We start from the raw sequence: 8262 nt of genomic DNA, 5'->3' as shown, positions 1-8262 counted from the left end.
GACCCGTGCGGCCCTCTCTGCGCCCGGCCCAGACTATTAATTCTCGCGTGTGACAGCCGCATCCCCGCGCGCGCCGGGTCGGGTTCGCCCCCCCGGCCACGGTAGTGCATGTTCTACGAGACGGCGGCCCGGGGGGTCACGGTTCCGGCGTGATCACCGCCGCCCTCCTCACCCCCGTCGCCGACCTGCGCGGCACCTTCCTCCGCGGCCTCGGACTCGGGCTGCGCCTCCGGCTCGGCCTCGCCCTCCGTGCGGGACTTGCGGGGCAGCAGGATCGCCACCAGTACCGTGCCCACGCCCAGGATCACCGCTCCGACGAGGCTGGTGTGCGCCACGGCATCGGAGAAGGACGAACCGACCGCGTCCGCCATCCGGTGCGCCCCGTCGGCGAGTTGTCCGGCCTGCGCCTTCAACTGGGCCGCCTGCTCCGGGTTCGGGGACTGCGCGGCCTGCTCGCCGAGCGCCCGGGCCTTGTCGCCGATGCCCTGGGCGACGGCGTACCCGGCGCCCACCGAGTCCTGGGCCGTGGCCAGGGTGCCCGCCGGGAGCTTGCTGCCCGCGGTCGCGTCGGCGAGGTGCGAGGAGTACGAACTCGCCAGCACCGAACCGAGGATGGCGATGCCGAGCGAGCCGCCGAGCTCCAGCGAGGTGTCGTTGACCGCGCCGCCGACGCCCAGTTCGGACTCGGGGAACGCGCCCATGATGGCGTCCGTGCAGGGCGAGAGGGCCAGCCCGATGGCGAGGCCGAGCATGACGAGGGGCAGGACGAGATCGCCGTACGCGGAGGAGGCGTCCACCCGGGTGAGCAGCGCGAGCGCCGCCGTGCCGCCGACCATTCCCGCGGTGACCGTGAACTTCATGCCGATGCGCGGGGTGAGGTACCCGGTGAGCGCCGAGCCCACGAAGACGGCACCGGCGAGCGGCAGCATCCGTACGCCGGTATCCAGCGCGTCGTAGCCGAGGACGAACTGGAGGTGCTGGGTGAGGTAGTAGAAGGCGCCGAAGACGGCCAGGAAGAAGAGGGCGACGGCGAGGTTCGAACCGGCGAAGCGCCGGTGCCCGAAGCGCCGTACGTCAATGACCGGGCGCGGGTGGCGCAGCTCCCACAGCACGAAGAGGACCAGTCCGGCCCCGGCGGTCACGGCGGCGGTCACGGCCTTGACGCCCCACCCGAAGTGCGGGCCTTCGATGATCATGTAGACGAGCGAGCCGATCCAGACGACCGAGAGCAGCCCGCCGACGTAGTCGATGCGGTTGTGGTGCGCGGCCTTGGACGGCGGCACCAGGACCAGCGTGCCGACGATGGCGAGCGCGGCGATCGGCACGTTGATCAGGAACGTGGACGACCAGCCGTGGCGCTCCAGCAAGGCGCCGGCGACCAGCGGACCGGCGGCGATGGCGAGTCCGGCGGTGGCGGTCCACAGGACGATCGCCTTGGCCCGCTCGGCGCGCGGGAAGGTCGCGGCGAGCAGGGAGAGGGTGGCGGGCATGATCAGCGCGGCGCCGACACCCATGACGGCACGGGCCGCGATGACCCCGGTGGAACTGCCGACGAGCGAGCCGGCGATCGCGCCGCCGCCGAAGACGACGAGCCCGAGGACGAGCGCGCCGCGACGGCTGTACTTGTCCCCGATCGCGCCGAGCAGCAGCATCAGGGCGGCGTACGGGACGGTGTAGCCGTCGATCACCCACTGCAGGTCGGCGCTGGACAGGCCGAGGTCCTGGGTCATGTCGGGAGCCGCGACCGTGAGGGCGGTGTTCGCCATCACGATGATCAGCAGGCTCAGGCAGAGGACCAGCAGCGCCCACCACCGCCTGGCGTAGGGCCGGTCCATCCCCTCGACCGGTTCGTTCATGACGAGACGCATGGCTACGGTCGCCCTTCCTTCGTCGACGGACACGGAGATCGTCCGTGCCAGAACTTGCACAGTGGAGTGCAACTGCACAACAGTGTGCAAGATACGAGATTGCACAGCGCTGTGCAAATGAAGGAGGTCGAGCCCTGTGCTCACAGGACAGGCGGCCGCCCGGCGACGGGCGGGCAGAATGACAGCCATGACCACGGGTAACCCGAGCCGCGCCGATGTGAACCGCCGCCGCATCCTGGACGTCGCGCTCGCCGAACTGCTGCGTGACCCCGACGCGTCCATGGACCAGATCGCGCGGGCGGCGGGAGTCGTACGGCGCACGGTCTACGGGCATTTCCCGAGCCGCGAGGCGCTGGTCGGCACCCTCACCGACGAGGCCGTGGCGGCGGTCGCGGCGGCGCACGCGGCGGGCCGCGAAGGAGTCGCGGACCCGGCCGAGTCGCTGGCCCGCTCGACCCTGGCCGTCTGGGAGATCGCCGACCGGTACCGGCTGCTGGTCGCCCTCGCTCAGCGCAGCGTCACCATGCAGGGCATCCGCGAGCGTCTGACGCCGGTCCGCGAGGCCTGCGCGGAGATTCTCCGGCGCGGCCTGGAGCAGGGCGTGTTCGCCTCGCCGCTGCCTCCGTACGCGCTGGCGTACGTGCACGAGCAGACCCTGTTCGCCCTCATGGAGGCGGTGAACGACGGCCTCCTGGCAGCGGAGGAGGCGGGCGGCTCCGCCACGGTCACCATGCTGACCGCGGCGGGCGTACCCGCCTCGCGCGCCACCGAACTCGTGGCGAAGCTGAGCGGCTGAGCCCCCGGAGGTGGTCAGGGACCCCCGGGGACCCGGCCGTTCGCCGTGCACCGGGCGGCCGGGCCCGTGGGGGATGCCCTGCCGCCCGGCATCCCGGGGCCCGTCGGGCGGGGAGCGCCTGACAGCCCCCGGGAGCTACTGGGACACGATCTAGGCCGTGGCCGGCTCCTTCTCGCCGCCCTGCTCCGGCACGTCCGCGTGGACGTCGGTGGCGCCGGAGTCGTCCAGCAGGGTGCTCTCGTCGAAGGGAAGCCGTCCGGCGAGGACCTGGGACACCCGCTCCCTGTCGATCTCCTTCGTCCAGGTTCCGATCAGGACCGTGGCCACGGCGTTGCCGGCGAAGTTCGTCAGCGCGCGGGCCTCGCTCATGAAACGGTCGATGCCGACGATGAGGCCGACGCCGTCCACCAGGGCGGGCTTGTGGGACTGGAGGCCGCCGGCCAGCGTGGCCAGGCCCGCCCCGCTGACGCCGGCCGCGCCCTTGGAGGCGACGAGGAGGAAGAGCAGGAGCGGGATCTGCTCCCCGACGGACATCGGCGTCCCCATCGCGTCGGCGATGTAGAGCGAGGCCATGGTCATGTAGATCATCGTGCCGTCGAGATTGAAGGAGTAGCCGGTCGGGACGGTGATGCCGACCACCGACTTGCCGACGCCCAGGTGCTCCATCTTCGCGATGAGCCGCGGCAGGGCGGACTCGGAGGACGAGGTGGACAGGATCAGCAGGAACTCCCGGCCCAGATACCTCAGGAACGTGAGGATGTTCAGGCCGGTCACCACGCGCAGCAGCGTCCCGAGCACGATGAAGACGAACAGGAAGCAGGTGACGTAGAAGCCGAGCATCAGCACGGCGAGACTCTTGAGCGCGTCCAAGCCGGCGGAACCGGTGACGGCGGCGATGGCACCGAAGGCGCCGAGCGGGGCGGCCCACATGACCATGGCGAGGATGCGGAACACGAGCCGCTGGATGTGCTCCACCCCGCGCAGGACCGGCTGCCCGGCCGCCCCCATGGCCTGGAGGGCGAATCCGGTGAGCAGCGCGACGAGCAGGGTCTGCAGGACCTGGCCCTCGGTGAACGCCGAGACCATCGTGGTCGGGATGATCGAGAGCACGAAGTCGACCGGCGGCAGCGCCTCCGCCGACACCTGGCCCTGTCCCGCGTCCTTGACCGCGTCGGTCATCGCCAGACTGGAGCCCGGCTCCAGGATGTTGCCGACGACCAGGCCGATGGCGAGCGCGACCAGCGACATGACCAGGAAGTAGCCGAGCGCGATACCGCCGACGGCGCCGACCTTGGCGGCCTTGCGGACCGAGCCGATGCCCAGCACGATCGTGCAGAAGATGATCGGGGAGATCATCATCTTGATCAGGTTCACGAAGCCCGTACCGATGGGCTTGAGCTCGACGGCGAAGTCGGGGGCGATCAGGCCCACCGCGATCCCGAGGATCACGGCGCCGATCACGGCGATGTAGAGGTAGTGCGTGCGGTCCCGTCTGGTGGCGGGTGCGGCAGGTGCGGTCTGCGGCGTGCTGGCCACGGCTGCCCTCCTTGACGACGTCGTCGGCATCATCCGGCGTGCGGCTCACGTCCGGCGGAAACCCGGCGTGCGGCTCACGTCCGGGGGATTCGGGAGGCGGGGCTCCCGGGGGATGAGGGGACTATCTCCCGGCGTGTGAGGGCGGTCACCCTTCCGTTCATTGAGTTCACAGGCGCCCCCGGGACATCCGCTTCATCACCCCGGGGCACCCGCGTCGTCACACACTCTGGGCACCTCCTCGGTCGCGCACCCCTGCGGAACCCCCTTCGTCAGGCACCCCTGCGGCGCCCCTCGCCGCGCACACCTGCGGCGCCCCTCGTCACGCACACCTGAGGCGCCCCTCGTCACCCATCTGGGGCGCCCACGCCAGAGGAAGGCACACTGAACGGCATGCGTCTCCCCCGTGTCCCGCGACCGCGCAGCCTGGCCGGCCAGCTCTTCGGCATGCAGGCCGTGCTCATCGCGGTCCTCGTCGCCGGGTACGCGCTGTTCACCTACGCCGGCGACCGCAGCCAGGCCGAGGAAGCCGCGGGCCGCCAGGCGATGGCGGTCGCCCGCTCGGTCGCGGACGCCCCGTCCGTCCACGCGGCCATCGGCACGGCGAACCCCACCGCGCGGCTTCAGCCGTACTCCCTGCGCGTCCAGCGGGACACCGGCGTCGACTTCGTGACGATCATGGATCCGCGCGGCATCCGCTGGACGCACCCCGAGGAGAGACTGATAGGCAAGCACTTCCTCGGGACGATCGGCCCCGCGCTGAACGGCGACTCCTTCACCGAGACGTACACCGGCAGCCTCGGCCCCTCCGTGCGCGCCGTCACCCCGATCCTGGTCGACGGCCGGACCATCGGCCTGGTCAGCGCCGGCATCAAGGTCGAGGCGATCACCAGACGCGTCCAGAACCAGGTCACACCCCTGATCGGGGTCGCGGCGGGCGCGCTGCTGCTGGGCGCCGTCGGCACGTACGTCATCAACGCCCGGCTGCGGCGCTCCACCCACGGCATGAACGCGGCCGAGCTGAGCCGGATGCACGACTACCACCAGGCCGCGCTGCACGCGGTACGCGAGGGGCTGCTGATGCTGGACGGGCAGTTCCGCGTGGCACTGATGAACGACGGCGGGCGGGAACTGCTCGGCGTCACGGACGACGTGGTCGGCCGCTCACCGGCCGACCTCGGGCTGCCCGCGGCGCTGACGGGCGCGCTGCTGTCGGCGGAGCCCCGCGTGGACGAGGTCCACCTCACGGACACACGCGTGCTGGTCGTGAACACCTCCCCGGTGTCCGGCGGCGAGCGCCGCGGGGCGGTGGTCACCCTGCGCGACGTGACCGAACTCCAGTCGCTGACGGGCGAGCTGGACTCGGAGCGCGGGTTCACCCAGGCGCTGCGCTCGCAGGCGCACGAGGCGGCGAACCGGCTGCACACGGTGGTCTCCCTCATCGAACTGGGCCGCGCCGAGGAGGCCGTCGAGTTCGCCACGGCCGAGCTGGAGCTGGCCCAGGCGCTCACCGACGAGGTGGTCTCCGCGGTCAGCGAACCCGTCCTCGCCGCGCTGCTGCTGGGCAAGGCGGCGCAGGCGAACGAGCGCGGGGTGGAACTCGTGGTCTCCGAGGACAGCGGCATCGACGACGGACTGCTCCCTGCCTCACTCACCCCGCGCGACCTCGTCACCGTGCTCGGCAACCTGATCGACAACGCGATGGACGCGGCGCAGGGGACGGTGGGCGCCCGCGTCACGGTGACGGCGTTCACCGAGGAGGCGGCCCTGGTGCTGCGGGTCGCCGACACCGGCTCCGGGGTGGACCCCGCCCACACCGAGCGGGTCTTCCAGCACGGCTGGTCCACGAAGCCCTCGGGCCCCGGCGGCCGCGGGCTCGGCCTGGCCCTCGCCCGCCAGACGGTGACCCGGCACGCGGGCACGCTCGCGCTGCACGAAGGAGCCGACGGCGGAGCGGAGTTCGAGGTACGCCTGCCGCTCCCGGCCCAGCCCGGAACCCCGACCCCAGCCTCCGACGGAACCCCAGACCCGGCCTCGGACCGGACCACAGACCCGAACCCGGCCTCGGACCCAACCGCAACCCCAGACCCGGCCTCGGACCGGACCGCAGACCCGAACCCGGCCTCGGACCCAACCGCAACCCCAGACCCGGCCTCGGGCCGGACCACAGACCCGAACCCGGCCTCGGACCCAACCGCAACCCCAGACCCGGCCTCGGACCGGACCACAGACCCGAACCCGGGCTCCCGCCGAGGCACAGCGTCCGACCCGGACCCCGCCTCCGACCGGACCCCAGTCCCGAGGCCCGGTCCGGGCTCCACCCCGGACGCCGGCGCGGCGCCCGGTGTCCCGACCGCCAGGTCCTCCGCACCCGTTCTGCCGGGAGGCACCTCATGACCGAGCCGATCCGTGTGCTCGTCGTCGAGGACGATCCGGTCGCCGCCGACGCGCACGTCCTGTACGTCGGCCGGGTGCCCGGATTCACGGCGGTGGGCAAGGTCCACACGGGTGCGCAGGCGCGCCGCGCGCTGGAGCGCACACCCGTGGACCTGCTGCTGCTCGACCTGCACCTGCCGGATACGCACGGCCTCCAGCTCGCCCGGTCCCTGCGGGCCGCCGGCCACCGCGCCGACGTCATCGCGGTCACCTCCGCGCGGGACCTGGCGGTCGTACGGGAGGGCGTGTCGCTCGGGGTCGTCCAGTACGTGCTGAAGCCGTTCACCTTCGCCACCCTGCGCGACCGGCTCATCCGGTACGCGGAGTTCCGCGCGGCGGCCGGCGAGGCGAGCGGTCAGGCCGAGGTGGACCGGGCGCTGGCCGCCCTGCGGGCTCCCGGCCCCGCCGCGCTGCCCAAGGGCCTGAGCGCGCCGACCCTGGAACGCGTGACCGTCACCCTCCGGGACCACGCGGGCGGACTGACGGCGGCCAAGGTCGCCGAGGCCGTCGGCATCTCCCGGATCACGGCCCGGCGCTATCTGGAGCATCTGGTGGAGGCGGGCCGCGCGGCACGCGCCCCGCAGTACGGGACGGTCGGCCGGCCGGAGCTGCGGTACCGCTGGGTGAAGAGCTGACCTGCCGGACGGAGCCGCCCGGCCGATGCCACAGTCCGGACAGCCGTACGCGCGACCGAGTTGTCGTACAGCAGGGCGAATTCCGGACCGCGACCGAAACCGTATGTTCCTACAATCTGTAATTGTGGCCGAACAGTCCGTAGTCATCGCTACCCTCGGCCCATAGCTTGTGCGCGTGCACCGACCGCAAGCCCAACAGCCCACCCCGCCCTTCAACGCCCCGGCCGCCCGAAGACTGCGGGCAGCGCTCGGAATGGGGCCCGAGCATGTCGCGTACGGCCTGAGAGCCTCGTACGGGCTGCCGTACGCCACACCCGATCTGGTCATCGCCTGGGAGCGCGGCATCGCCCGCCCGAGCAGCCCCGAACTCACCGCCCTCGCGGGCGTGTTGTGGTGTTCGGCGGGTGAACTCATAGGCGCGCCGCGCACGTTGCGCGAACACCGCGTCGCCCGCGATCTCGCCCCGGAGGACGTGGCACACGCCGTCGGGATCGATCTCCTCGCCTATGAGCGCATGGAGGAGTCCGGCAACTGGCGCGGCAACGAACGGCAGTCGACCGCGCTCGCCAAGGTCCTCGACCTCTCGCTGCCCGACTTCGTCACCGTGACGGGCCGTGACGGGCGGCTCGCCGACCTGCTGCGCAGCGCCGTGACGACACGCTGGGGGGCCTACGTGCGCCCGGTCGGGAAGCTGGTGCCGCTGGACCGCGGTCTCCTGGAGGCCGTGCTGGAGGAGCTGCACACGGACTACCAGGGGCGGATGGCCGCCACGCTGAACTGGGGCGGCGGTCCGGCCGCCACCGGTTCCGGCGAGTCCGGCCAGGACTTCCTCGACCGGGTCGTCGACCATTTCTGGGCGGCCGTCCGCGCGAGTACGTACTGAGGTCTCCGGCTCCGGCCTGGTGTCGGACCGCGGCCCCGGGCGGGGGGTGGGTGCACACCAAGCGTGGGGGCGGCGTCGCCCAACCCCCCCCGGGCCCCCCCGACGCGGGAC

General features: G+C 72.3%; 6 protein-coding genes. 4 read left to right on the top strand and 2 right to left on the bottom strand.

The genetic code is table 11. From position 1 onward, the window contains the following. Positions 1-113: 113 nt before the first annotated feature. Positions 114-1868 carry an MFS transporter gene (locus ACFXGX_RS34575; RefSeq protein ID WP_384799459.1) on the bottom strand — a complete coding sequence of 585 codons (1755 nt, stop codon included), beginning with the start codon at positions 1866-1868 and terminating at the stop codon, positions 114-116. A 178-nt stretch (positions 1869-2046) separates the two neighbouring features. Between ACFXGX_RS34575 and ACFXGX_RS34570 the strand changes: the two genes are divergently transcribed. Next, positions 2047-2664, top strand: a complete 618-nt coding sequence (locus ACFXGX_RS34570; RefSeq protein WP_355769452.1) for a TetR/AcrR family transcriptional regulator — start codon at positions 2047-2049, stop codon at positions 2662-2664. Between the two features lie 150 nt (positions 2665-2814). Here the strand turns inward: ACFXGX_RS34570 and ACFXGX_RS34565 are convergent, their stop codons facing one another. After that, positions 2815-4230, bottom strand: coding sequence for a cation:dicarboxylate symporter family transporter (locus ACFXGX_RS34565; protein ID WP_384799504.1), 1416 nt, complete (start codon positions 4228-4230; stop codon positions 2815-2817). Between the two features lie 360 nt (positions 4231-4590). Here ACFXGX_RS34565 and ACFXGX_RS34560 point away from each other — a divergent pair, with 360 nt between their 5' ends. The 3 genes from ACFXGX_RS34560 to ACFXGX_RS34550 all read left to right on the top strand — a co-directional run bounded on the left by ACFXGX_RS34560 (position 4591) and on the right by ACFXGX_RS34550 (position 8151). Then, positions 4591-6594 (top strand): ATP-binding protein, encoded by a 2004-nt coding sequence (locus tag ACFXGX_RS34560; RefSeq protein WP_384799456.1) that lies wholly within the window; start codon positions 4591-4593, stop codon positions 6592-6594. Then, positions 6591-7268, top strand: coding sequence for a response regulator (locus ACFXGX_RS34555; protein ID WP_384799453.1), 678 nt, complete (start codon positions 6591-6593; stop codon positions 7266-7268). The genes ACFXGX_RS34560 and ACFXGX_RS34555 overlap by 4 nt, the downstream gene beginning before the upstream one ends. Positions 7269-7437: 169 nt before the next feature. Next, positions 7438-8151 (top strand): helix-turn-helix domain-containing protein, encoded by a 714-nt coding sequence (locus tag ACFXGX_RS34550; RefSeq protein WP_384799450.1) that lies wholly within the window; start codon positions 7438-7440, stop codon positions 8149-8151. The last annotated feature ends 111 nt before the right edge of the window (positions 8152-8262 follow it).

This window comes from Streptomyces sp. NPDC059371 (assembly GCF_042751995.1).
GTDB lineage: Bacteria > Actinomycetota > Actinomycetes > Streptomycetales > Streptomycetaceae > Streptomyces.
This window is presented reverse-complemented; position numbering and strand designations above follow the sequence as displayed.